This window comes from Pseudomonas sp. GL_090 (assembly GCF_057837765.1).
This window is the reverse complement of the sequence record NZ_CM174452.1, coordinates 458,740-482,340: the sequence shown is the minus strand read 5'-3', so window position 1 is coordinate 482,340 and position 23,601 is coordinate 458,740. Positions and strand designations below refer to the sequence as shown.

Here is a 23,601-nt window from a genome sequence, read left to right as displayed (position 1 = left end):
TTAACGCGTTGCCTTTGCGTCCATCGCGAGCAAGCTAGCTCCTACAGGTACAGTGTCAACTCTCGGCAATCAACCAATCCATCTGCCACCCACCCTGGGTCTGCCCCAGCTTCCGGGACAACCACGGCAGCAGCTCACGCAACTCTTCCTCAAGCCCCCACGGCGGATTGGCAATCGCCAGCCCGGAGCCGTTCAGGCTGTTGGGCGTATCCAGCGGATGCACCAGCAACTCCACCCGCAACAACTTCGGCGCACCGGTACCGGCCAGGTCCTGATAGAAGCGGCGCAGCGCGCGCTGATCCTTCACCGGGTACCAGATAGCCGCCACGGTCTGGCGCATCCGGCCGATCGCTTCTTTCAACGACGCGGCACAGCGCTGCATCTCGTCGAGCTGCTCGAACGGCGGATCGATCAACATCACCGCACGCTTCTCAGGCACCGGCAGCAAGGCCCGCGGCACATGCCAGCCCTCGCCCAGGTGCACCTTGACCCGGCGATCACCGGCCATGTTGTCCTTGAGCAGCACGCCGTCTTCCGGGTGTTTCTCGTTGAGCAACACACGGTCCTGCGGGCGAGTCAGACGCCGCGCCAACTCCGGCGACCCCGGGTAATAGCGCAACTGGCCATCCGGGTTCATCTCGTGCAGCACTTGCATGTAATCAGCGGTCAGGATCGGCAGATCCGGCTGATCCCACAAACGCGCAATGCCTTCCAGGTACTCACCGGTACGGTTGGCCTGGTCACCCTGAAGGTCATACAGACCGATGCCGGCGTGGGTGTCGAGATAGGCAAACGGCTGCTCCTTGCGCGACATCAGGGCGATGAGGCGGGTCAAGGTCAGGTGTTTGAACACATCGGCGTGATTGCCGGCATGGAAGGCGTGACGATAATTCATGGCTGCTCCTGCGAAGGCCGGGAAGTTTACCTTTTACCGGCCGGCAAGTCAGGGGTTGGCAGCCAAGCGGACACTTCGAGCATTCATAGCGGCAACAAGCATGCACCATCACTCGACAAATTCAGAAACGCCTCACAACAGGAAGATTCCCGAACCTGCAAACCGGCGTGATAGCGTTCTTTGTCGAAAAAAGCAAAGGACGCACCAATGACCATTCGCTACGCAAAGATTGCAATGACCCTGGCGCTCGCCGCATTCGCCTTCATGACCGTGTTCAACAACATCACCGACTACGGTTCCAACTTCAACTTCGTCCGGCACGTGCTGAGCATGGACACCACCTTCCCTGACAACGCCGCCCGGTATCGCGCAATTGATCTGCCTTGGGTGTGGCATGGGGCCTACTGGCTGATCATCCTTGGCGAAGCCATTACCTGTGGACTGCTTGGCTACGGCGCACTACAGCTCTGGCGCTCACGGTCAGCCGGTGGGCATGAATTCAGGCAGGCCAGGAAGTGGGCCGTAGCGGGTTTGACGACAGGGTTTTTCGTGTGGTTTTTCGGCTTCATGGTTGTTGGCGGCGAGTGGTTTCTGATGTGGCAATCCGACATTTGGAATGGTCAGGACGCAGCCTTCAGGTTCTACATGGCAATACTGGGTGTGCTGATCTTTCTGAATCAGCCCGATGCCGATCTTGACTGATCCCCAATAAAAAACGGCCCGCATCCATCGGATGCGGGCCGTTTCAATCAGGAAGCTAAAAGCCTCGCTGGAGGCCTTATTTGTTCAGCATGCCCGCAGACGGTGCGCCCAATTTGCTGACGATATAGATCGCCAGGCTGGCGAAGATGAAGCCCGAGATCGTTTGATCTTGTGGTGACGCCTACGCCGCCGCTGTAGGCCGCCCCCGCAACCGCCGCCCAACCACATCCAGCACATCACAGCCATCGCGTAACGTAATTGCACAGAGCAAGGCGAAATCGCTGAGGATGAAGGACTCGCACTCGATCGAACCGCGCATCGACAGGTTCTCCAGCACTTGGGTGACTGCACGGATTCTGTAGTTGGCGGCGTCGCTGAGGATGTCGAGTGGCGCGTGGGTGTCGACGAACAGGGTGGGCATGTCGGTGCAGTTGCTGGTCAATGCCATGAAGCGGCTGTCGGGATGGGGGATTGGTTTTTTGTAAGGTGGGTCAGGGTGAATCGCTTTCATTAGTAGCTCCCAAAGATGAATCGGAGCTGCCATCAGCCTTCCTACAGGCCAGGGTGGCAGCTAAGCGCGGGGTAGGAATATCGAGACCTTTGGGAAAACCCGACCACGCCGAAGCGTGCCCGCGCATAGCTGCCGCAACTGATCTTACGGGCGCATGTAAACGACCGCAAACCAAGTATTGACGCTAAGTGCTTCCCATCGGCCTTGAGAGGTTCCTACACCCCACCACTGAATTGTCAGTGACCGCAAAAGACTATCGACGGAACTCGCATCGCACCACTTCATGAAAACCGCTACGTTTTGAAGGAAACGTCCTAGGACCTTGTTCAGAAAATTTCCAACCCGCCTCCGCTCGCCCACTTTCTCACCCATAGAGCCCCAATAGCGCAGGAAGAAAAGACTAAAAAAATAAAAAGCGGACTGATTTATTTTTATTCCAGTAACAAACCCACTCCCATTATATTTATCCTTATTTTCGAATGAACGCCCCTCCAAATCAGACAACATTCAGTTCAGCTAGCAACGCGAGACAAAGCATAACAACCAACAAAATTATACCAACCCACTGCAAAGCAATTAGTTTTTGTTTGAGCGGAACAGGTAGCTCTTTTAAATCGTCAGGACTGAGAAGTCCGCGTTTAATGTAGAAGGTAGAGAAGGCCACATAACCTGATATACGACCAATTATCATTATTCTTCCCCACACCCTGCTACACCCAAAGGCATACCCCTCCGTAACGCCCCAGCTGTTTTTAAAACACCTTTGAATAATATCCATTTTTGTGTTTGCTAGAAAAAGCATGTAGCCAATTCCCGCGAACAACCCTGAAATGTCAATAATTCCTATGACAAGGAATAATGTGTCAGCGGTGCTCAGGGTCAATTAAGAGACTCATATATTGTTTCGGTTGCACCTTCACCAGCCTTCCCTCCGGTATAGCTTGCTGAAAGTAAAAAAATGAGGGCTGATTTATTTTCACCAAAAATTCTTTTCACCAAACTCTCTTAAACGAGTGGCATACACTGCAATTAACCGCGGCGTCATCGCGTCTTGCGCCAGCTATTTGAGCGCTCCTGATTTCCATAAAGCAACCAGTAAGGCCATAACAGTGAATGACACGATAACACTCCATTGCAGCACAACTAACTTCCATCTTAGCAGACGAGGAAAGCCTGCAAAGTCCTGAACACTTAGAATGCCGTGCTTAATGAAAAAACCTGAAAAAGCAAGAACCATACAAGCGCTTCCCACGAGCTGAAGCCTACCCCAATAACCCTTATGTATGCGTGCAGCATTAGATATGCTTGGGGAGCTATTCTTGAAATGCCCCAATAAGAATTCTCTTTTCGTATACCCCAAGTGCAATGCGAAACAGTTGCCGACAAGTACGAATACGAACGCCAAGCCACACAAACCGCCAGCAATCATTTCTGCAGTAGTCATTTCGTCGACTCGTAAATCGCTTCGCCTATGAACTCGCCGCTCATTTCTCCCAACGTACCCCCCGCATACGAGCCAGCGCCCACCGCAACGATACTGCAAGCAAGCGTTAAAAAGCCGCCTGTTGGAACTCCCAGAGCAACGCACAGGCCTCCGACTACCGGCGCGGTTAATATCCTGCCTGTGGCCATGCCAGCAGCCACTCCTACCGTGAAACTCCCTGACTCAGTAAGCCGGATTCGTCTACACGCTTCGCTATTTCCTGCAGCACACACATCCTGAACCTTCGCAGCAGAAGCTCCTCCGCCGACGGCAGTCCCTAACCAACCGCCGTACTGGACGTATTTTGAAGCCCTCGCTACTCCTTCAAGATGAGTGGCATGACCAGGTATTTGCCCGCCGGGGCTGGCATGGGTCCAGTGGTGAACCAGGCTTTGACTGGATATGCCCAACATTTTTTTCAAGTTGATGTGGTGAGGAAAACCAATCCCCTTGCGGGTCAGCGTCGTCATGTGGCGGTTAAGTATTGAAAGCAAACGCTGTCGCTCTACAAAAAAGGCCGAGGAGCGCAGATGCCCATCCCTTTGAAGGGTCGTCTGTTGCAAGACTTCAATTTCCCTCAAGGCATGGCCGACGTTATCCAGATTATTCTTGAAAATGCTCGCGCCGACACCTATGGCGCCCGAACCGAAGCCCAAGATCGTCTGAACGGCATCCCGGTGTTCCACCATAAAATCCGCCTCCTCCGGAGTAAGCGTTTCAAGCACCTGATTGGTCCTGGCTGCCACATCCATAAGCAGCGCTTCTTCACGGGTGCACTGGTAGTTATTGGGGTCGCTCAGCACGATCATCGTACCGGCTTTAACGGCGCGCAGATTGGGATTGAGCAATTTGAATTTGCCCATCACCGCCGGGTCGCGCAGGGTGAAAAGCGAGGCCTCAAGCTGTTCGCGGGAGGTGCTCTTCGGAACGATGTAAAAGCCCGGCTCTACTAACTCTGCGCTGTTGTTACGCACTGGCATGGGAGGAGCTGGCGTCGGCGCGAAGCTGGATGATCTCGAAGTTACCGGAGCTCTCGCAGTTGCGGGTTCGACTTGCGCAGTGGCGGTTCGCGTGGCGTGAGGTGCAGCACCGCGCTCGGACTGGTAGCCCGCCGTGTCCTGCGACGGGATCAGCCCGGCTTTGCAAGGACAACTACTGAAACTATCCAGCGATCCCGCTACCATCCTGCCATTGCTTTTGAAGTAGGAAACACCGCCAGCGATCACGTAGATTTTATTGTCTTTGCCGCAGGAAACCGGGTCACCGTCGCGCGCATGGGCGAAGCCAAACATCATGATATGAGTATCGCACTCCAGAACTTTGCCACCGCAAGTGGTCTCGTCACCTTCGCGAATGAAGTACCCCTTGGCCATTGCTGTTCTCCCTTTCTACGGCGCCTCAGTTATGAGAGCGCTCCACTGTTAACGATGGATATCGCCGACTCGGAATGAGTGGCTTAACGCAAAGTACGTGGACAGAGATGAAACTCAAGATGGCCGAAAAAATCAGGAAATGTCTTACGACCAGCACTGAAAAGGACCACGGATATTGGAGGGCCAAGGTCTGTTTTCGGACCTGACTTGCAAAAAAAACGGCCCGCAGCATAAAGCTGCGAGCCGTTCTTTTATCAGCGATGGGTAGAGTTCAACCCACCTCTCATCACTTGTTCAAACGGTAATCAGCCTCAGCAGCCGCAAAACGCTGGAACATGCCGGCAGTCGGCGTGCCCATTTTGCTGACGAAGTAGATCGCCAGGCTGGCGAAGATGAAACCAGGGATGATTTCGTACAGGCCCAGCAGTTCGAAGTGTTTCCAGACGATCACGGTGATCGCGCCGACCAGGATACCGGCCAGTGCGCCGTTGCGGGTCATGTCTTTCCAGATCACGGAGATCAGCACGACCGGACCGAATGCGGCACCGAAGCCGGCCCAGGCGTAGCTCACCAGACCCAGTACACGGTTTTCCGGGTTGGCCGCCAGAGCGATGGCAACCAGGGCCACCAACAGCACCATGGCACGGCCGACCCAGACCAGTTCGACCTGGGAAGCGGATTTACGCAGGAAGGTCTTGTAGAAGTCTTCGGTCAGGGCGCTCGAGCACACCAGCAACTGGCAGCTCAGGGTGCTCATGACGGCAGCCAGGATGGCCGACAGCAGGATACCCGCGATCCAGGGGTTGAAGAGGATCTTGGCCAGTTCGATGAACACACGCTCGTGGTTCTCGGAGACTGCGCCCGCCATGTCCGGGTGCGCCGAGAAGTAGGCGATACCGAAGAAGCCGACGGCCACGGTGCCGCCCAGGCACAGGATCATCCAGGTCATGGAGATACGACGGGCCTTGGCGATCGACTTAACCGAATCGGCAGCCATGAAACGCGCCAGGATGTGCGGCTGGCCGAAGTAGCCCAGACCCCAGCCCATCAGCGAGATGATGCCGATGAAAGTGGTGCCCTTGAGCATGTCGAAGTTGCTTGGATCTTGCGCTTCGATGGCCAGGAAAGTGGTGTCGACGCCGCCGGTGGCCAGCAGCACGATAACCGGCGTCAGGATCAACGCGAAGATCATCAGGGTGGCTTGTACGGTATCGGTCCAGCTCACGGCCAGGAATCCGCCGATAAAGGTGTAGGCAATCGTCGCCGCGGCACCGGCCCACAGCGCCGTCTCGTAGGACATGCCGAAGGTGCTTTCGAACAGACGGGCGCCGGCCACGATGCCGGAAGCGCAGTAGATGGTGAAGAACACCAGGATCACGACCGCGGAGATGATCCGCAGCAGGCCGCTTTTGTCTTCGAAACGGCTGGCGAAGTAGTCCGGCAGGGTCAGTGCATCACCGTTGTGCTCGGTCTGCACACGCAGACGGCCGGCGACGAACAGCCAATTCAGGTAGGCGCCGATGATCAGGCCGATGGCGATCCAGCTTTCGGACAGACCGGACATGTAGATCGCGCCGGGCAAGCCCATCAACAACCAGCCGCTCATGTCGGAGGCACCGGCGGACAGTGCGGTCACGACGCTGCCCAGGCTACGGCCGCCCAGAATGTAGTCGGAAAGGTTGTTGGTGGAGCGATAGGCCATCAAGCCGATCAGCACCATTGCTGCGATGTAGATCACGAACGTGATCAGGGTTGGATTGCTTACGCTCATTAAGTTACGCCCTGGCTTTGTTTTTATGTAGCGGCGGCTGGTGAACCGCTCGCAAACGCATACGTTTGACAGACGATCCGGATTCCCGCGCATTTATGACTGATGTTTCCCCAGGAAAGCCATCAGCCGGAGCACCCGGATTTTGTCCGGGTTGCACCTTGGGCGCGAATGCTATTCAACAAAGCAAATAAGGTGCAACCAGTTTCTCGAGAATAAGTTGCACCCAGTCGGAAATAAATTTCAAACCCGGTTTTTTGCTCCTTTTCGGAGCAAGAACGAGAGTCAACTACCCTAAAAAGCACCAAGCAGAGGCAGCACTCGCGTACCGGAATTTATTTCCTGACGAGCTGCGTAATATTCCGACAAAAAAAGGGTTGCACCCGGTTGCACCTCAACAGTCGCACGGCTAATCTTGCCGCCAGCTGATGCCACGCAGTCGTGGCAAACATGAGGATAAAAACATGGCTACCACCACCCTTGGGGTCAAACTTGACGACCCGACCCGCGAACGCCTCAAGGCCGCCGCGACCTCGATTGATCGCACACCGCACTGGCTGATCAAGCAGGCAATCTTCAATTACCTGGAAAAACTCGAGGGTGGTGCAACCCTGTCCGAGCTGAACGGTTCGACCAAGGATTCCGACGACAGCGTCGACGCGCCTCTGGATCACGCCCACCAGTGCTTCCTCGAATTCGCCGAAAGCATCCTGCCGCAATCGGTACTGCGCGCCTCGATCACCGCTGCTTACCGTCGCCCCGAGCCAGAAGTCGTGCCGATGCTGATCGAGCAGGCACGCCTGCCGGCACCGATGGCCGAAGCCACCAACAAACTCGCCGCCTCGATTGCTGAAAAACTGCGCAACCAGAAGAGCGCCGGCGGCCGTGCCGGCATCGTCCAGGGCCTGCTGCAGGAATTCTCCCTGTCGTCCCAGGAAGGCGTGGCGCTGATGTGTCTGGCCGAAGCGCTGCTGCGCATCCCGGACAAAGGCACCCGCGACGCCCTGATCCGCGACAAGATCAGCACCGGCAACTGGCAGCCGCACCTGGGCAACAGCCCGTCGCTGTTCGTCAACGCCGCCACCTGGGGTTTGCTGCTGACCGGCAAACTGGTGTCGACCCACAACGAAGCTGGCCTGACTTCGTCCCTGAGCCGCATCATCGGCAAGAGCGGCGAGCCGATGATCCGCAAGGGCGTCGACATGGCCATGCGCCTGATGGGCGAGCAGTTCGTGACCGGCGAAACCATCGCCGAAGCCCTGGCCAACGCCAGCAAGTTCGAAGCCAAGGGCTTCCGCTATTCCTACGACATGCTGGGTGAAGCCGCGCTCACCGAGCACGACGCCCAGAAGTACCTGGCCTCGTACGAACAAGCCATCCACTCGATCGGCAAAGCCTCCCACGGTCGCGGGATTTATGAAGGCCCGGGCATCTCGATCAAGCTGTCCGCCCTGCACCCGCGTTACAGCCGCGCCCAGTACGAGCGCGTGATGGACGAGCTGTACCCGCGCCTGCTGTCGCTGACCCTGCTGGCCAAGCAATACGACATCGGCCTGAACATCGACGCCGAAGAAGCCGACCGCCTCGAGCTGTCGCTGGATCTGCTCGAACGCCTGTGCTTCGAGCCGCAACTGACTGGCTGGAACGGTATCGGCTTCGTGATCCAGGCTTACCAGAAGCGTTGCCCGTACGTGATCGACTACGTGATCGACCTGGCTCGCCGCAGCCGTCATCGCCTGATGATCCGCCTGGTGAAAGGCGCGTACTGGGACAGCGAGATCAAGCGCGCCCAGGTCGAAGGCCTGGAAGGCTACCCGGTCTACACCCGCAAGGTGTACACCGACGTTTCCTACATCGCTTGCGCCCGCAAGCTGCTGTCGGTGCCGGAAGTCATCTATCCGCAGTTCGCCACGCACAACGCCCACACCCTGTCGGCCATTTATCACATCGCCGGTCAGAATTATTACCCGGGCCAGTACGAGTTCCAGTGCCTGCACGGCATGGGTGAACCACTGTACGAACAGGTTGTAGGCAAAGTTTCCGAAGGCAAGCTGAACCGTCCGTGCCGCGTGTACGCTCCGGTCGGCACCCACGAAACCCTGCTGGCTTACCTGGTGCGTCGCCTGCTGGAAAACGGCGCGAACACCTCGTTCGTCAACCGCATCGCCGACCAGTCGATTTCGATCCAGGAACTGGTGGCCGATCCGGTAGCCAGCATCGAGCAGATGGCGACTGTGGAGGGTGGTTTCGGCCTGCCGCACCCACGCATTCCACTGCCGCGTGACCTCTATGGCTCCGAGCGCGCCAACTCCAGCGGCATCGACATGGCCAACGAACATCGTTTGGCGTCGCTGTCCTGCGCGCTTCTCGCTACTGCACACAACCACTGGAAAGCGGCGCCGATGCTCGGTTGCGCCTCCAGCACCGAAGCGCTGGCACCGGTCTTGAACCCGTCCGACCTGCGTGACGTGGTCGGTCATGTGCAGGAAGCGACCGTCGAAGACGTCGACAACGCGATCCAGTGCGCCCTCAACGCTGCACCGATCTGGCAGGCCACTCCGCCCGCCGAGCGCGCCGCGATCCTGGAACGCGCCGCCGACCTGATGGAAGCCGAGATCCAGCCACTGATGGGCCTGCTGGCCCGCGAAGCCGGCAAGACCTTCGCCAATGCCATCGCCGAAGTGCGTGAAGCCGTGGACTTCCTGCGTTATTACGCGGTGCAGGCACGCAACGACTTCACCAACGACGCTCACCGTCCATTGGGTCCGGTTGTATGCATCAGCCCGTGGAACTTCCCGCTGGCGATCTTCAGTGGTCAAGTGGCTGCTGCGTTGGCCGCCGGTAACCCGGTTTTGGCCAAACCTGCCGAACAGACTCCGCTGGTCGCTGCTCAGGCCGTGCGCCTGATGCTCGAAGCCGGCATCCCGGAAGGCGTGCTGCAACTGCTGCCGGGCCGTGGCGAAACCGTTGGGGCCGGTCTGGTCGGCGATGATCGCGTTAAAGGCGTGATGTTCACCGGTTCCACCGAAGTCGCGCGCTTGCTGCAACGCAACATTGCCGGTCGCCTGGACAGCCAGGGCCGTCCGATCCCGCTGATCGCCGAAACCGGTGGCCAGAACGCAATGATCGTCGACTCTTCGGCACTGACCGAACAAGTCGTGATCGACGTGGTGTCCTCGGCCTTCGACAGTGCCGGTCAGCGTTGCTCGGCTCTGCGTGTACTGTGCTTGCAGGAAGATTCCGCAGACCGCGTCATCGAAATGCTCAAGGGCGCGATGGCTGAAAGCCGTCTGGGCAACCCTGAGCGTCTGTCCGTGGACATCGGCCCAGTGATCGACGCCGAAGCCAAGGCTGGCATCGAGAAGCACATCCAGGCCATGCGTGACAAAGGTCGCAGCGTGTACCAGGTGGCCATCGCCGATGCTGAAGAAGTCAAACGCGGCACCTTCGTGATGCCAACGCTGATCGAACTGGAAAGTTTCGACGAGTTGCAGCGAGAAATCTTCGGCCCGGTGCTGCACGTGGTTCGCTACAAGCGCAAGGACATCGATCAACTGATCGGCCAGATCAACGCTTCCGGCTACGGCCTGACCCTGGGCGTGCACACCCGCATCGACGAGACCATCGCCAAGGTGATCGACAACGTCAATGCCGGTAACGTCTACGTCAACCGCAACATCGTTGGCGCAGTAGTAGGCGTGCAGCCATTCGGCGGCGAAGGCCTGTCGGGTACCGGCCCGAAAGCCGGCGGCCCGCTGTACCTGTACCGCCTGCTGTCGACCCGTCCTGCGGATGCAATCGAACAGTCCTTCGCTCGTGGCGATGCTGCCGCGGCACCGGACGTTCGTCTGCGCGACGCCATGAGCAAGCCGCTGACCGCCCTGAAAGCCTGGGCCGACAGCCACAAGTTCGCCGACCTGAGCACCCTGTGCGTGCAGTTCGCCGCGCAATCGCAAAGCGGCATCACCCGTCTCCTGGCCGGCCCGACCGGCGAGCGCAACAGCTATGCGATCCTGCCGCGTGAACACGTGCTGTGCCTGGCGGAAGTCGAAGGCGATCTGCTGACTCAACTGGCAGCGGTATTGGCTGTCGGTGGTTCGGCGGTATGGCCGGAAGCTGACATGACCAAGGCCTTGTTCGCACGCCTGCCGAAGGACATTCAGGCACGCATCAAGCTGGTTTCCGACTGGAACAAGGACGAAGTGGTGTTTGATGCGGTTGTGCATCACGGTCACTCCGACCAGTTGCGTGCGGTGTGCCAGCAGGTTGCCAAGCGCGCCGGCGCCATCGTCGGTGTGCAGGGCCTGTCGCAAGGCGAAACCAACATTGCGCTGGAGCGCCTGGTGATCGAGCGGGCGTTGAGCGTCAACACCGCTGCGGCGGGTGGTAATGCCAGTTTGATGACCATCGGTTAACACCGATAAACCGGGCAGCCGCAATGGCTGCCTGACAATCAAATCCCTGTAGGAGTGAGCCTGCTCGCGATAGCGGTCTGTCGGTCACATCTGTTTCGGATGTGCCGCCGTCATCGCGAGCAGGCTCACTCCTACAGTTGTTTTGTGGTGCCTGCTAGGTCACTTCTCTACCCAACTATCACGCTCATCAATCATGCTATTCAGCATAAATTCACAAGCCTAGACTCGGCCCATTCCAACAAAAGGTAGGCCGCCATGTCCGAGACGTTGCTCAGTTCCCGCAATCTGGCTTTCGAGCTGTACGAAGTCCTTGATGCCGAGGGCCTGACCCAGCGTGAGCGTTTTGCCGAGCACAATCGCGAAACCTTCGATGCGGCCATCGGTACCGCCCGCAGCATCGCCGAGAAATTCTTCGCTCCGCACAACCGCAAGGGCGACGAGAACGAACCGCGCTACGAGAACGGTCAGGCGATTCTGATTCCGGAAGTGAAACCGGCGGTGGATGCCTTCCTCGAAGCCGGCTTCCTCAACGCCGCGCGCAGTTTCGACGCTGGCGGCATGCAGCTTCCTACGCTACTGTCCCAGGCCTGCTTCGCGCACTTTCAATCGGCCAACGCGGCTTCGACGTCATACCCGTTCCTGACCATGGGCGCGGCGAACCTGATCGAAAGCTTCGGCACCGAAGAGCAGAAACGCCGCTTCCTGCAACCGATGATCGATGGCCGTTTCTTCGGCACCATGGCCCTGACCGAACCCCACGCCGGCTCGTCGCTGTCGGATATTCGTACCCGCGCAGAACCTGCGTCCGACGGCACCTATCGCCTCAAGGGCAACAAGATCTTCATCTCCGGTGGCGATCACCCGCTGTCGGAAAACATCGTGCACATGGTGCTGGCCAAGCTGCCGGACGCGCCGGCCGGGGTGAAGGGCATTTCGCTGTTCATCGTGCCCAAGTTCCTGGTCAACGACGATGGCAGCCTCGGCCAGCGCAACGATGTGTTGCTGGCCGGGCTGTTCCACAAGATGGGCTGGCGTGGCACCACCTCTACAGCGCTTAATTTCGGCGATAACGGCGAGTGCGTCGGCTATCTGGTGGGCAAGCCGCACCAGGGCTTGAGCTACATGTTCCAGATGATGAACGAGGCGCGGATCGGCGTCGGCATGGGGGCGGTGATGCTTGGTTACGCCGGCTATCTGTATTCGTTGGACTACGCCCGCGAGCGTCCACAGGGCCGCGTACCGGACAGCAAGGACCCGAACACCGCGCCGGTGGTGATCATTCAGCACGCCGACGTCAAACGCATGCTGCTGACACAAAAGGCCTACGTCGAAGGCTCATTCGACCTTGGCCTGTACGCGGCGCGGCTGTTCGATGACACCACCACCCTTGCGACCGAAGCCGAACGCAAACAGGCCCATGAACTGCTGGACTTGCTGACGCCGATCGTCAAATCCTGGCCGTCGGAGTTCTGCCTGAAGGCCAACGAACTGGCGATCCAGATCCTCGGCGGCCACGGCTACACCCGCGAATACCCGGTGGAGCAGTACTACCGCGACAACCGCCTGAACCCGATCCACGAAGGCACCCACGGTATCCAATCGCTGGACCTGCTGGGCCGAAAACTGGCGCAGAACGGTGGTGCGGGGCTCAAGCAACTGATCCGCCTGATTGGCGACACTGGCGAGCGAGCACAGGCGTTTGATTCGCTGACGCCGCTGCGCGAGCCGCTGGAGAAACTGGTGGCGCGCCTGCAAACCGTGACCATCGGCCTGCTGACCGATCTGGCCCAGGGCAAGGTCAACAGCAGCCTGGCGAACTCGGCGTTGTACCTGAAGGTATTTGGTCACACGGTGATTGGCTGGCGCTGGCTGGAACAGGCGATCCGTGCCGAGGAAGGGTTGGCCAAGGGTAATGCGGCGGATGTGAGCTTCTATAAAGGCAAGCTGCAGGCGGCACGCTACTTCCTGACCTGGGAAGTACCGGGGTGCCACCATGAACTGGCGATTCTTGAGGCTCGGGATGATGTTTGCCTGGGGATGCAGGATGAGTGGTTCTGATCCAGTTTTTGTGGATTAGCTGAAATCCATTCGCGAGCAGGCTCGCTCCCACATTTGAATGCGTACACGCACTACTGTGGGAGCGAGCCTGCTCGCGAAGGCGTCCGCACTGACGCCACATCACTTCAGCTTGAACCCACCCATCTGCCGCGCCAGATCATCCGCCAACCGCTGCAACGTCTGACAATCATCCCGACAGGCCTTGACCTCCCCGGCCGTCGCCCGCGCCAGGTCGGAAATCCCCTGCACGTTGCGGTTGATTTCCTCGGTCACCGCCGACTGCTCTTCCGTCGCCGTCGCCACCTGATGGTTCATGTCGCTGATGCGCTCAACTTGCCCGGTAATCGCGGTCAATGAAGCGCCGGTACGCTGGCTGGACTCGACACCCGTGCCGGTCGCGGCTTGCCCGGAATGCATCGACGACACCGCATTCTCCGCCCCCTGCTTGAGGCTGCCGATCATCTGCTGGATTTCATCGGTGGAGGCTTGAGTGCGTCGCGCCAGGGTCCGCACTTCATCAGCGACCACGGCAAACCCACGCCCCATATCCCCAGCCCGCGCCGCTTCGATAGCGGCGTTGAGCGCCAGCAGGTTGGTCTGCTCGGAAATCCCGCGAATCACTGCCAACACCTGATCGATCGAAGCCACCTGATGCGCCAATTCACCCACAGCGCTGGCGGCGACACCGATTTCGTCGGACATGCTTTCAATGTGCCGAATCGATCCACCCACCACTTCCCGTGCCTGCATCGCCTCATCCCGAGCCGTTTGCGAGGCGACCGCCGCGTTGCCGGCGTTCTGGGCGATCTCCTGAACGGTCAGGCCCATTTCATGGACTGCAGTGGCGACCATGTCGGTCATTTCCTGTTGGCGACCGGAGCGTTCGGCGGTGTTATCCACAACCCGTGCGACCTGGCCGACAGCAGTGCGCAGTCGTTCGCTGGTGGTCAGCACTTCACCGATCATGTCGCGCTGGCTGTCGAGAAAGCGATTGAACCCCCGGGCCAGATCACCCAGCTCATCGGCGCGGCTGGAATCTAACCGGTGGGTCAAATCTCCACCGCCGCTACCGATTGCTACCAATGCCGCTGTTACCTGACGAATCGGCCGTACCAGCCCACGGGCCAGCAATACCACCAGCAGCAGACACACCAGGGCCACTACCAGGCCAATGCCACTGCTCATCCACATGGCGCGGCGGGCTTCGGCGTAGATCTGCGACTGTGGCACTTCGGCCACCAGGGTCCAGCCGAGATCGCGCAATGGCAGGCTCAAGGCGAGGAAATCTTCGCCATCGCGGGTAAAGCTGCTGTTTGTGGCAGTTTTTTGACCAATGACGGCTTGCGCCGCTGACTCGCCAATCTGCTCAGCCAGCGTGCGCTTGCCGCTGAATTGCGCCTCGGGGTGAACCTGGATCAAACCGTCGGAACGCACGAGATAGACCTTGCCGCGCTCCCCAAAGCTGAAATTGTGGATCAGCTCAGACAGCTCTTTCATGCTCAGCCCAAGCCCGGCAACGCCTACGACTTTGCCGGCCTGCTCGACCTTGAAGTCGATGAACAGCGCCAATTCTCCGGTGGCCGTGTCGTTGTCGATATTGAGGGTGCGCGGCTGGTTGCTATCGAGGAACGCGTAGAACCAGGCGTCTTTCGGGTTGGATCGACTGAGGGTCCGGTCCAGGCCTTTTTCGGTGAAGTAATGGTTGGACGCCGTGCCGACGATAATCGCGGTAAAGGCCTTGTGCTCGGCGCGGATGCCTTCGAGATAGGTAGTAAAGGTGCCGGTCCGGGCACTGTCTTCACCCCCGGCCAGCCAGTCGCGCACCATGCTGTTGCTGGCGATGTCCTTGGCGGCGGTGAGGGGTTGAACGAGGATGCGCTCGATATCGTTGCGCATCGCTTCGATGCTCGACGGCAAGGCTTGCTCGACCAGATAGCTCTGGGCGAGGCGGTTGACCACCAGGGTATAAATGCCAACCACGATCAGGATACTGACGAGCAGAGCGGTGCCCATGCTCAGGATCAACTGCCATTGAATACTGCGTCGCCAGAACTGCATGGAGCACCCCCAAAGAATAAGAGGCTGAAACACTGCAACAGCCGTGCCGATTGTATACAAACCAACCGACAATCTATTCTTTGGTTGTGCGCAAAGCCGATCAGGCCTGATTGATCGTCTTGGAAATCACTTCAACCGTGGCGCTGACTTGCTCTTGGTAACGGTCGAGTTCGAGCTTGTGCTGTTTCTGCATTTCAATCTGCTGGGAGCACAGATTCATCGCCGCCAGCACCAGCAGTCGGTCACCGATCAGCGTCGGGTACTTGCGCTTGGTTTCGGCCAGGGCTGCCTTCAACATCAACGCGGCGTCCAGCAGGGTCTGCTCTTCCCCGGCCGGTGCCTTGATCGAATAGTCCTCCCCCAGGATCGAGACGACTTTTACCCCTGCGGCGTTGTAACTCATGCGCTGACAGGGCCTGCGCTGACGCGCTCAACCAGGGCCTGGATGCGAGCCGCCGTGGCGCCTTGCTTCTCTTCGTGTTCCATCAGGCTCAGTTGCAGGCTTTCGTTTTCATCTTTGGCCTGGGCCAGTTCCGCGGTCAGGTTCTGGTTCTGTTGTACCAGGTCGCTGACCAGTTGTTCCAATTGGCTTAGGGATGCTTCCAACATTTTGATTTTCCGGGCGTTTTCAAAGGGCGCGTACGATAAAGAAAAGTCACCCTGGATGCCAGGGTTATACAGGCGCAAAGCCTTGATTTTGCTGACGGGCAACCTTCCTCGCGAGTTTTAAAGACTGTGATTGGCCCATCTGGTTCCTGCAATTCGTCGCCACAAGGCGCAACCGGTGGAAACAAGCCGCGCTCAAGACCTCAGTCCGGCGCTCTGCGATGACACAAAACCTTTTTGACAGCATCACATTTCAACAGGTTAGAATCGCTGGCACGCAGACTGCATGGTCAGTTTTCGCCCGCCTTTCAGCTTTCTGGAGTACTGCCTTTGAATGCGACGACCATCAACAGCCTGTTCTTGATCGGCGCGTTGCTGGTAGGTGCGAGCATTCTGGTGAGCTCACTTTCGTCCCGTCTCGGCATCCCGATTCTGGTGATCATCCTGGCCGTCGGCATGGCGGCCGGTGTCGATGGCGCCGGCATTCTTTTTGATAACTACCCCACGGCTTATCTGGTGGGCAACCTCGCGCTGGCGGTGATCCTGCTCGACGGCGGCTTGCGCACCCGAGTGTCGAGTTTCCGCGTGGCGTTATGGCCGGCGCTCTCTCTGGCCACGGTCGGCGTGCTGATTACCACCGGGCTGACCGGCATGGCGGCCGCATGGTTGTTCAACCTGAACTTGATCCAGGGCCTGCTGATCGGCGCCATCGTCGGCTCCACCGACGCCGCCGCGGTGTTCTCGCTATTGGGTGGCAAGGGCCTGAACGAACGGGTAACCGCCAGTCTTGAAATCGAATCCGGCAGCAACGACCCGATGGCGGTGTTCCTCACCGTCACCCTGATCGACATGCTCGCCAGCGGCCAGACCGGCCTGCACTGGAGCCTGCTGACCCACCTGCTGCGCGAATTCGGCATCGGTGGCGTCATTGGCCTGGGCGGTGGCTGGCTGATGCTGCAACTGGTCAATCGCATCAACCTGGCCACCGGTTTGTATCCGATCCTGGTGATTGCCGGCGGCCTGGTGGTGTTTGCCCTGACCAACGCCCTGCACGGCAGCGGCTTCCTGGCGGTGTACATCTGCGGCCTGGTGATCGGCAACCGGCCGGTGCGCAGCCGCCACGGCATCCTGCACATGCTCGACGGCATGGCCTGGCTGGCGCAGATCGGCATGTTCCTGGTGCTGGGGCTGCTGGTGACGCCTCACGACCTGCTGCCTATCGCCTTGCCGGCACTGGCCCTGGCGCTGTGGATGATCCTGTTTGCCCGGCCACTGTCGGTGATGGTTGGCCTGCTGCCGTTCAAGGCCTTCCATGGTCGCGAGAAGGCGTTCATCTCCTGGGTCGGCCTGCGCGGCGCGGTCCCGATCATTCTCGCGGTGTTCCCGCTGATGGCCGGCCTGCCCAACGCCCAGCTGTACTTCAACCTCGCGTTTTTTATCGTGCTGGTGTCGCTGCTGGTTCAGGGCACGAGCCTGCCGTGGGTCGCCAAACTGCTGAAGGTGACGGTGCCCCCGGAGCCTGCCCCCATCTCCCGCTCAGCCCTGGAAGTGCACGTCACCAGCGAGTGGGAGCTGTTCGTCTATCGCCTCGGCGCGGAAAAATGGTGCATCGGTTCGCCCCTGCGCGAGCTGAAAATGCCCGAAGGCACCCGTATTGCTGCCCTGTTTCGCGGCCAGCAACTGCTCCATCCGTCGGGTAGTACGGTGCTGGAAGTCGATGATTTGCTGTGTGTCATCGGCCATGAACACAACCTGCCGGCCCTCGGAAAACTCTTCAGCCAGGCGCCACAACGGGGCCTCGATCTGCGCTTCTTCGGCGACTTCGTACTCGAAGGAGACGCCCAACTGGCCGCGGTTGCGGCCTTGTACGGCCTGAAGGTCGAAGGCATCGATCCGGACATGTCCCTGGGCCACTTCATTGCCCAGAAGGTTGGCGGCGCGCCGGTGGTGGGTGACCAGGTGGAATGGAACAACACCATTTGGACCGTGGCCGTCATGGACGGGAACAAGATCGGTAAAGTGGGCGTCAGATTCCCCGAAGGAAGTCGCCCGGGTCCCGGACTCTTCCTCTAAACTGCTTCCACTATCACTTGCTTGACCGGTCTTTATGCCTAATCTGCGCTCCATCTTCGCCATCGCCCTGCTGGGTTTGAGTCTCTCTGTCAGTACTTTGCAAGCGGCCGAACCGCCCTCCAGCGAAGCCGTGCAAGCGAGTCTGGACAAGATCGCCGACCGCAAACTGCCGGAAGCCGATCAGAAGGCCCTGCAATCGGTCCTGCAAGGCACGCTGAGCCAGCTCAACAACAAGCGTGACTACGAGCAGAAGCTGGTCGCGCTCAAGCAGCAATTGAGCAGTGCGCCCAAACAGACCATCGAGAACCAGCGTGAACTGACCCGCCTCAAGGCCAGTACCGTGGTGCCGGTGGCGCAGCGTTTCGCCAAGGAGCCGATCCAGCAGCTTGAACAATTGCTCACCGAGCGTTCCACCCAGCAAAGCGACCTGCAAAAAGCCCTGGCCGATGCCAACAGCCTGATCATCACCGCCCAGACCCGCCCCGAGCGCGCCCAGGCAGAGATATCCAGCAGCCAGACGCGCATTCAGCAGATCAACAACACCCTCAAGGTCGGCAAGGACGCCGGCAAGACCCTGAGCGCCGAGCAGCGCGACCAGCTCAATGCCGAGTTGGCAGCGCTGAACGCCCTGATCCCGCTGCGGCGCCAGGAACTGGCCGGCAATACCCAGCTGCAAGACCTCGGCAACAGCCAGCATGACCTGTTGTCGGAGCGATCCGACCGCCTGGATCAGGAAATCCAGGAACTGCAAACCCTGATCAACCAGAAGCGCCTGGCGCTGTCCCAGGAAACGGTCACCCAGCAATCCATCGAAGCGCAGAAGGCCGGCGGCAGCAGCCTTTTGGCCACCGAAAGCGCGGCCAACCTGAAGCTCTCGGACTACCTGCTCAAAAGTACCGACCGCCTGAACGAAGTCACCCAGCAGAACCTGCAGACCAAGCAACAACTGGACAGCCTGACCCAGAGCGATGCGGCACTGGACGAGCAAATCAATGTGCTCAAAGGCAGCCTGCTGCTCTCGAAGATTCTCTACAAACAGAAACAGGCGTTGCCGCGCCTGCGGCTCGACCGCAACCTGGCCGACCAGATCGCCGACATTCGCCTGTATCAGTTCGAAGTCAGCCAGCAACGGGAATTGCTGAGCAATCCGACCACCTACGTCGAAAACCTACTGTCGACCCAACCTCCCGAGCAAGTCACGGCGCAGCTGCGCAAAAGCCTGATGGAACTGGCCACCACCCGCGCCGACCTGCTGGAGCGACTGAACCGCGAACTGAGCGCGGTGCTCAATGAATCCATCACCCTGCAACTGAACCAGAAGCAACTGCTCAGCACGGCGCAAAGCCTGCGGGCGACCCTCGATGAGCAGATGTTCTGGATTCCCAGCAACAAGCCGCTGGACCTGGAGTGGGTTCACAGTGTGCCGGATCGCCTGCAGCGGCAACTCGATTCGCTGCCGGTCCTTTCAAGCCTGAGCGAACTGACCGACGGCCTGACCCAGCGCCCGCTGCTGTTCCTGCCGCTGGCCCTGCTGATCGGTGCGTTGCTGTGGCGGCGCAAGAATCTGTACGCGCGACTGATCAAGGTTCACCAGGACATCGGTCACTTCAAGCGCGACAGCCAGTGGCACACGCCACAGGCGATTCTGATCAATATTCTGCTGGCGATGCCGGTTTCCCTGGGCCTCGCCTTGTGCGGGCTGGCCCTGCAAATCGACGCCCGTGGGCAGAACGCCAATATGGGCGCGGCGCTGCTGCAAATGGCCGGGGCCTGGCTGGTGTTCTACACCGCCTACCGGATCCTCGCGCCAGGTGGCGTGGCAGAGCTGCATTTCCGCTGGGAAAAGCCCCAGGTGGAGTTCCTGCGCAGATGGATCCGCCGCCTCGGCATCGTGGTCATGGCACTGGTGACCGTAGTCGCCGTTGCCGAACTGCAACCGGCGGCACTGGCCGATGACGTGCTCGGCATGCCGGTGGTACTGATCTGCTACGCCTTGATGACCCTGCTGCTCAGCCGCCTGCTCATCAGCAGCCCGACCCACGAAAACGCTTCGCTGTTCCGCAAACTGGTGGGGATCCTGTTCACTGCCCTGCCCGTCGCGTTGTTCGTGGCGGTGTGCTTCGGCTACTACTACACCGCGCTGAAGCTCAGCGACCGCTTGATCAACACTCTGTACCTGCTGATGTTCTGGCTGGTGATCGAGGCCACCTTCGTGCGCGGCCTCAGTGTGGCGGCCCGGCGCCTGGCCTACCAGCGCGCCCTGGCCAAGCGGCTGGCCGCCAAAGAGGCCGGCGATGGCGAGGCGGTGATCGAAGAACCGACGATGGACATCGAGAAGGTCAACGAACAGTCCCTGCGCCTGATCCGCCTGGCACTGCTGGGCGGCTTCATGGCGGCACTGTATTGGGTCTGGGCCGACCTGATCACGGTGTTCTCGTATCTGGACAACGTCACCCTCTACGAATACACCAGCGGTACCGGCGCCAACATGAGCATGGTGCCGATCAGCATCGGCGACATGCTTGGCGCGCTGATCATCATCGGCATCACCTTCGCCCTGGCGCGCAACCTGCCGGGCTTGCTCGAAGTGTTCGTGCTATCCAAGCTCAACCTGGCCCAGGGCAGCGCCTACGCCACCACCACGTTGCTGTCCTACGTGATCGCCGGTGTCGGTTTCGTCTCGACGCTGTCGACCCTCGGTGTGAGTTGGGACAAGTTGCAATGGCTGGTGGCGGCGCTGTCGGTCGGCCTCGGTTTCGGCATGCAGGAGATCTTCGCCAACTTCATTTCCGGCATCATGATCCTGTTCGAACGTCCGGTGCGGATCGGTGACACCATCACCATCGGCAACCTGTCGGGCACGGTGAGCAAGATCCGCATCCGTGCCACGACCATCACCGACTTCGACCGCAAGGACATCATCGTCCCGAACAAGACGTTCATTACCGGGCAACTGATCAACTGGTCGCTGACCGACACCATCACCCGGGTGACCCTCAAGCTCGGCGTCGACTACGGTTCGGACCTGGACCTGGTGAAAGAGCTGTTGCTCAAGGCCGCGCGCGACAACCCGCGCGTGCTGAAAGACCCGGAACCCCACGTGTACTTCCTGAATTTCGGCGAAAGCACCCTCGACCACGAGCTGCGCATGCATGTGCGTGATCTCGGCGACCGCAACCCCGTGCTCGACGAGGTCAACCGCTTCATCAATCGCGAGTTCAAGAAGCAGCACATCAATATCTCGTTCCGGCAGATGGAGGTCTACCTCAAGAACCTGCACGGCCAGGAATACAAGATGGTGCCGATCGAACCGGAAGCGAAAACCATCGTGCCGATCGTCGACGGCAAGCCGGCGCAAGAACCGCCGGCCGCCAAACTCGACTAACCGGCCATTCCCCAGCAGAATGCTCGGACATTCTGCTGGAGCCGGCCCTTGAAAGCCCTCGACGAACTCACTTTCGATAATCGCTTCGACCGCCTGGGCGATGCGTTTTCCGCCCATGTGCTGCCCGAGCCGATCGATAATCCGCGCCTGGTCGTGGCCAGCCCCGCCGCCATGGCGCTGTTGGACCTGGACCCGGCCGTGGCCGAAACCCCGGAGTTCGCCGAACTGTTCAGCGGCCACAAGCTCTGGGCCGACGCGATTCCAAGGGCGATGGTCTATTCCGGGCATCAGTTCGGTTCCTACAACCCGCAACTGGGTGACGGACGCGGCCTGTTGCTTGGCGAGGTGTACAACGAGGCTGGCGAACACTGGGACCTGCACCTCAAGGGCGCCGGCCAGACGCCGTTTTCACGCATGGGCGACGGCCGTGCGGTGCTGCGTTCGTCGATCCGTGAATTCCTCGCCTCCGAAGCCCTGCATGCCCTGAACATCCCGACTACCCGCGCCCTGTGCGTGATCGGCTCCGACACCCCGGTGTGGCGTGAAAAGCAGGAGCGCGCGGCCATGGTCCTGCGCCTGGCGCCGAGTCATGTGCGCTTCGGCCACTTCGAATATTTCTACTACACCAAGCGCCCCGAGCAGCAGAAAGAGCTGGGTGATCACGTGCTGGCCATGCACTTCCCGCAGTGCCTGGAGCAACCGGAGCCGTACCTGGCGATGTTCCGTGAAGTGGTGGAGCGCAACGCCGAACTGATCGCCAAATGGCAGGCCTATGGCTTCTGCCACGGGGTGATGAACACCGACAATATGTCGATCCTGGGCATCACCTTCGATTTCGGCCCGTTCGCCTTCCTCGACGACTTCGACGCCAACTTCATCTGCAACCACTCCGACGACCAGGGCCGTTATTCCTTCAGCAACCAGGTGCCGATTGGCCAGTGGAACCTCAGCGCCCTGGCCCAGGCCCTGACGCCGTTCATCAGCGTCGAGGCCCTGCGCGAAACTCTCGGTCTGTACCTGCCGCTGTTCCAGGCCCATTACCTGGACCTGATGCGCCGCCGCCTCGGCCTGACCACTGCCGAAGACGACGACCAGAAGTTGCTGGAGGGCCTGCTGCAATTGATGCAAAACAGCGGCGTCGACTACAGCCTGTTTTTCCGTCGCCTGGGTGATGACGCACCACAACAGGCCATCACCCGCTTGCGTGACGACTTTGTCGACCTCAAGGGCTTTGATGCCTGGGGCGAGCTCTACGTCGCCCGGGTGGCCCGTGAAGGCACGCTTGATCAAGAGCAGCGCCGCCAGCGGATGCACGCGGTCAACCCGCTGTACATCCTGCGCAACTACCTGGCCCAAAAGGCCATCGATGCGGCAGAGAGCGGCGACTACTCGGAAGTCCGCCGACTGCACGCGGTGCTGAGCAACCCGTTCGAGGAACAACCGGGGATGGAAAGCTACGCGGAGAGGCCGCCGGAATGGGGCAAGCATCTGGAGATCAGTTGTTCGTCGTGAGGCGAGTCAGATAAAGACGTCTACTGGCACATTGAATCGCTCGGCCAACCAGCGGATCTGCCGCAGGTTGAGCTGGCGCTTGCCACTCAGGATCTCCGAAACGACCGACTGAGGGCCGACGCCAGGCAGGTCGCTTTGAGTCAATCCATGTTCGCGCATCATGTAACCAAGCACTTCGGCACCTGTGGCTTCGGGCATTGGGTGATGCTTGTGGTCCCATTCCTCAATCCAGTCACCGATGATGTCCACCAGACTCATCAGGGGATGCGACTCGTCAACTCCGGTCATCTCGAGCAACTCGTCGAGTGCCTGCACCAGCATGTCATAGTCGTCTTCGTTTTTGGGTTTGCGTAGCAATGGCGATACGAACTCCCAGTGCTCCGCCGCGTTTTTGATCAGAACGCTCATGTTCTTCCCTCCTTCCATTTACCGCGGTCATATTCGCGGTGATCCAGCACATGCTTTATGTAGATTTTTTGATGCTGATACCGAACATAGGCGATCAGCCGTAATTTGTTACCGCCAATATCGAAAACGTGAAACTCACCGACCTTGTCGATCGCGGGAAATGAAGATTTCATCGCCGCAAAATCATTTGGCTTGATGCGCTTTACCATTCGATACCACTGGTCCAGTGCGCTGGCCGCCTGCGGCCACTTTTCCTTGGCGTCCCAGATTCGTTTTTCGGAAAACACTCGCATGCAACATCCTTATCGCATTCTGCTATGGATGAGTTAAACACATGGATTTTTTATCGCAAGT

Annotated in this window: 17 protein-coding genes and 2 pseudogenes; 6 read left to right on the top strand and 13 right to left on the bottom strand. The window is 59.4% G+C overall.

All coding sequences use genetic code 11. The features are described from left to right. Positions 1–55 precede the first annotated feature (55 nt). The gene (locus AC3ITA_RS02150; protein WP_489279285.1) at positions 56–895 is read right to left on the bottom strand and encodes a 23S rRNA (adenine(2030)-N(6))-methyltransferase RlmJ; all 840 of its coding nucleotides are present in this window, start codon (positions 893–895) and stop codon (positions 56–58) included. 207 nt (positions 896–1,102) lie between these two features. Between AC3ITA_RS02150 and AC3ITA_RS02145 the strand changes: the two genes are divergently transcribed. Then, complete coding sequence (locus AC3ITA_RS02145) at positions 1,103–1,597, top strand: DUF2165 family protein (protein WP_095943224.1); 495 nt, start codon at positions 1,103–1,105, stop codon at positions 1,595–1,597. Positions 1,598–1,673: 76 nt separating this feature from the next. Here AC3ITA_RS02145 and AC3ITA_RS02140 read toward each other — a convergent pair. The 6 genes and pseudogenes from AC3ITA_RS02140 to putP form a co-directional block, all read right to left on the bottom strand. Continuing rightward, positions 1,674–1,763: pseudogene (locus tag AC3ITA_RS02140) on the bottom strand (sodium:solute symporter family transporter); the annotation flags it as partial. Positions 1,764–1,778: 15 nt separating this feature from the next. Then, the gene (locus AC3ITA_RS02135; RefSeq protein WP_489279284.1) at positions 1,779–2,108 is read right to left on the bottom strand and encodes a hypothetical protein; all 330 of its coding nucleotides are present in this window, start codon (positions 2,106–2,108) and stop codon (positions 1,779–1,781) included. 496 nt (positions 2,109–2,604) lie between these two features. Continuing rightward, positions 2,605–2,991 (bottom strand): hypothetical protein, encoded by a 387-nt coding sequence (locus AC3ITA_RS02130; protein WP_489279283.1) that lies wholly within the window; start codon positions 2,989–2,991, stop codon positions 2,605–2,607. 177 nt (positions 2,992–3,168) lie between these two features. Next, positions 3,169–3,552, bottom strand: coding sequence for a hypothetical protein (locus AC3ITA_RS02125; RefSeq protein WP_224789988.1), 384 nt, complete (start codon positions 3,550–3,552; stop codon positions 3,169–3,171). Then, positions 3,549–4,964, bottom strand: coding sequence for a PAAR domain-containing protein (locus tag AC3ITA_RS02120; RefSeq protein ID WP_150672353.1), 1,416 nt, complete (start codon positions 4,962–4,964; stop codon positions 3,549–3,551). The genes AC3ITA_RS02125 and AC3ITA_RS02120 overlap by 4 nt, the downstream gene beginning before the upstream one ends. 286 nt (positions 4,965–5,250) lie before the next feature. Then, positions 5,251–6,735 carry a sodium/proline symporter PutP gene (putP, locus tag AC3ITA_RS02115; protein ID WP_095943225.1) on the bottom strand — a complete coding sequence of 495 codons (1,485 nt, stop codon included), beginning with the start codon at positions 6,733–6,735 and terminating at the stop codon, positions 5,251–5,253. A 461-nt stretch (positions 6,736–7,196) separates the two neighbouring features. On the opposite strand from putP, the gene putA reads away from it, so the two are divergent. Next, positions 7,197–11,147, top strand: a complete 3,951-nt coding sequence (gene putA / locus AC3ITA_RS02110) for a trifunctional transcriptional regulator/proline dehydrogenase/L-glutamate gamma-semialdehyde dehydrogenase (RefSeq protein WP_489279281.1) — start codon at positions 7,197–7,199, stop codon at positions 11,145–11,147. 255 nt (positions 11,148–11,402) lie between these two features. Continuing rightward, the gene (locus AC3ITA_RS02105) at positions 11,403–13,205 is read left to right on the top strand and encodes an acyl-CoA dehydrogenase (protein ID WP_489279280.1); all 1,803 of its coding nucleotides are present in this window, start codon (positions 11,403–11,405) and stop codon (positions 13,203–13,205) included. 120 nt (positions 13,206–13,325) lie between these two features. Here the strand turns inward: AC3ITA_RS02105 and AC3ITA_RS02100 are convergent, their stop codons facing one another. The 4 genes and pseudogenes from AC3ITA_RS02100 to AC3ITA_RS02085 all read right to left on the bottom strand — a co-directional run bounded on the left by AC3ITA_RS02100 (position 13,326) and on the right by AC3ITA_RS02085 (position 15,872). Next, a complete protein-coding gene (locus AC3ITA_RS02100) occupies positions 13,326–14,057 on the bottom strand; it encodes a methyl-accepting chemotaxis protein (RefSeq protein ID WP_489280741.1) in 732 nt (243 codons plus the stop codon). 132 nt (positions 14,058–14,189) lie between these two features. Then, positions 14,190–15,218 (bottom strand): annotated as a pseudogene (locus AC3ITA_RS02095) (HAMP domain-containing protein); the annotation flags it as partial. A 145-nt stretch (positions 15,219–15,363) separates the two neighbouring features. Then, on the bottom strand, positions 15,364–15,666 hold the full coding sequence (locus AC3ITA_RS02090) for a cell division protein ZapA (RefSeq protein ID WP_095943229.1): 303 nt from the start codon (positions 15,664–15,666) through the stop codon (positions 15,364–15,366). Beyond that, the gene (locus tag AC3ITA_RS02085; protein ID WP_095943263.1) at positions 15,663–15,872 is read right to left on the bottom strand and encodes a hypothetical protein; all 210 of its coding nucleotides are present in this window, start codon (positions 15,870–15,872) and stop codon (positions 15,663–15,665) included. The genes AC3ITA_RS02090 and AC3ITA_RS02085 overlap by 4 nt, the downstream gene beginning before the upstream one ends. Positions 15,873–16,199: 327 nt before the next feature. Here AC3ITA_RS02085 and AC3ITA_RS02080 point away from each other — a divergent pair, with 327 nt between their 5' ends. Genes AC3ITA_RS02080 through selO form a run of 3 tightly spaced genes read left to right on the top strand, consistent with a single transcriptional unit; the run spans position 16,200 to position 22,839 of the window. Beyond that, the gene (locus AC3ITA_RS02080; RefSeq protein WP_489279278.1) at positions 16,200–17,942 is read left to right on the top strand and encodes a potassium/proton antiporter; all 1,743 of its coding nucleotides are present in this window, start codon (positions 16,200–16,202) and stop codon (positions 17,940–17,942) included. Positions 17,943–17,976: 34 nt separating this feature from the next. Then, complete coding sequence (gene mscK, locus AC3ITA_RS02075; protein ID WP_095943231.1) at positions 17,977–21,327, top strand: mechanosensitive channel MscK; 3,351 nt, start codon at positions 17,977–17,979, stop codon at positions 21,325–21,327. Positions 21,328–21,375: 48 nt separating this feature from the next. Next, complete coding sequence (selO, locus tag AC3ITA_RS02070; protein WP_489279275.1) at positions 21,376–22,839, top strand: protein adenylyltransferase SelO; 1,464 nt, start codon at positions 21,376–21,378, stop codon at positions 22,837–22,839. 6 nt (positions 22,840–22,845) lie between these two features. Here selO and AC3ITA_RS02065 read toward each other — a convergent pair whose 3' ends face one another. Then, positions 22,846–23,247, bottom strand: coding sequence for a helix-turn-helix domain-containing protein (locus AC3ITA_RS02065; RefSeq protein ID WP_095943233.1), 402 nt, complete (start codon positions 23,245–23,247; stop codon positions 22,846–22,848). After that, positions 23,244–23,540, bottom strand: a complete 297-nt coding sequence (locus tag AC3ITA_RS02060; protein ID WP_095943234.1) for a type II toxin-antitoxin system HigB family toxin — start codon at positions 23,538–23,540, stop codon at positions 23,244–23,246. The genes AC3ITA_RS02065 and AC3ITA_RS02060 overlap by 4 nt, the downstream gene beginning before the upstream one ends. Positions 23,541–23,601: the final 61 nt, after the last annotated feature.

Coding starts and splice junctions, on each gene's coding strand:
- mscK (WP_095943231.1), top strand. CDS start 17,977: ATGCCTAATCTGCGCTCCATCTTCGCCATCGCCCTGCTGGGTTTGAGT.
- AC3ITA_RS02105 (WP_489279280.1), top strand. CDS start 11,403: ATGTCCGAGACGTTGCTCAGTTCCCGCAATCTGGCTTTCGAGCTGTAC.
- AC3ITA_RS02090 (WP_095943229.1), bottom strand. CDS start 15,666: ATGAGTTACAACGCCGCAGGGGTAAAAGTCGTCTCGATCCTGGGGGAG.
- AC3ITA_RS02120 (WP_150672353.1), bottom strand. CDS start 4,964: ATGGCCAAGGGGTACTTCATTCGCGAAGGTGACGAGACCACTTGCGGT.
- putP (WP_095943225.1), bottom strand. CDS start 6,735: ATGAGCGTAAGCAATCCAACCCTGATCACGTTCGTGATCTACATCGCA.
- AC3ITA_RS02060 (WP_095943234.1), bottom strand. CDS start 23,540: ATGCGAGTGTTTTCCGAAAAACGAATCTGGGACGCCAAGGAAAAGTGG.
- AC3ITA_RS02100 (WP_489280741.1), bottom strand. CDS start 14,057: ATGGTCGCCACTGCAGTCCATGAAATGGGCCTGACCGTTCAGGAGATC.
- AC3ITA_RS02085 (WP_095943263.1), bottom strand. CDS start 15,872: ATGTTGGAAGCATCCCTAAGCCAATTGGAACAACTGGTCAGCGACCTG.
- putA (WP_489279281.1), top strand. CDS start 7,197: ATGGCTACCACCACCCTTGGGGTCAAACTTGACGACCCGACCCGCGAA.
- AC3ITA_RS02150 (WP_489279285.1), bottom strand. CDS start 895: ATGAATTATCGTCACGCCTTCCATGCCGGCAATCACGCCGATGTGTTC.
- AC3ITA_RS02125 (WP_224789988.1), bottom strand. CDS start 3,552: ATGACTACTGCAGAAATGATTGCTGGCGGTTTGTGTGGCTTGGCGTTC.
- AC3ITA_RS02065 (WP_095943233.1), bottom strand. CDS start 23,247: ATGAGCGTTCTGATCAAAAACGCGGCGGAGCACTGGGAGTTCGTATCG.
- AC3ITA_RS02135 (WP_489279284.1), bottom strand. CDS start 2,108: ATGAAAGCGATTCACCCTGACCCACCTTACAAAAAACCAATCCCCCAT.
- AC3ITA_RS02145 (WP_095943224.1), top strand. CDS start 1,103: ATGACCATTCGCTACGCAAAGATTGCAATGACCCTGGCGCTCGCCGCA.